Origin of the sequence: Mesorhizobium sp. M7A.F.Ca.CA.004.06.1.1 (genome assembly GCF_003999135.1) — a bacterium.
Lineage (GTDB): Bacteria > Pseudomonadota > Alphaproteobacteria > Rhizobiales > Rhizobiaceae > Mesorhizobium.
Genome location: NZ_RZPQ01001206.1, coordinates 1 through 1,052, shown reverse-complemented (window position 1 = coordinate 1,052; position 1,052 = coordinate 1). Strand labels below are relative to the sequence as shown.

1 pseudogene is annotated in these 1,052 nt (G+C 65.8%); it reads left to right on the top strand.

Going from position 1 to position 1,052, the window contains the following annotated elements:
- Nucleotides 1–1,052, top strand: a pseudogene (locus tag EN906_RS35170) (protein ndvB); the annotation flags it as partial.

Genomic DNA, 1,052 nt, shown 5'->3' with positions numbered 1-1,052 from the left:
GGCCGAGACCGACAGGCGCGCCTTCATCGGCCGTGGCCGTACCATCGTCGATGCGGCCGCTTTCGACCCGGGCGCCAGGCTGGGCGGCCATTCAGGCTTTACGCTTGATCCCGTCGCCTCGCTGCGCCGCCAGGTGCGCGTGCCGGCCAACAAGAAGATATCGCTGACCTTCTGGACCGTCGTCGGCGCTGGCCGCACCGAGCTGGACGAAGCCATCGCCCGCCTCGACCATCCGGAGAGCTTTGCCCGCCAGGCCATGCTTGCCTGGACGCGCAGCCAGGTGCAGACCCGCCATATGGGCCTCAGTCTGACCGATGCCGCCAATGTGCAGAAGCTGGCGCGCTATCTGATCTATCCGGATCCGTTCCTGCGTCTTCCCGCTGAATCCATCGCCTCGGGGCTGGGCAAGCAGTCGAGCCTGTGGCCGACAAGCATTTCCGGCGATTTCCCGATCTTCCTGGTCAGGATCGGCGACGTCGCCGATCTCGAAATCGTTGCCCAGGCGCTGCGTTTCCAGGAATATATGCGCACCCGCGGCATGATGATCGACTTCGTCGTCGTCAACGAGCAGGCGTCCTCCTATGTCCAGGACCTGCAGCGGGCGGTCGAGACGCTGTGCGAAAACAGCCGCCTGCGCGGCAAGGAGCTCGGACCTCGCCAGCACATATTCGCGGTGCGCCGCGATCTCATGGACGAAACCACCTACAAGACGCTGCTCGCTGTCGCCCGGGTGGTCCTGCACACGCGCAACGGCACCATCTTCGACCAGATCGAGCGCGCCGAGGCCGCGGCTCTGCAGGCGCGCGACGCTCTGGCAGCATTGCCAATTCCGCGTGAATTGCCGTCGCCGACACCCACGACGCATACTCCTGCCTCGCAGGCAGTGGCCAATGTCAGCGCTGATGGAAGCGGTCTCAGCCAGTGGAACGGCTTTGGCGGTTTCGACGGCGACGGGCGGCATTATGTCGTGCGCCTGGCCGGCCGGCGCACGACGCCGCAGCCGTGGATCAACGTCGTCTCCAACGCCTCGTTCGGCTTCCATACCTCCGCCG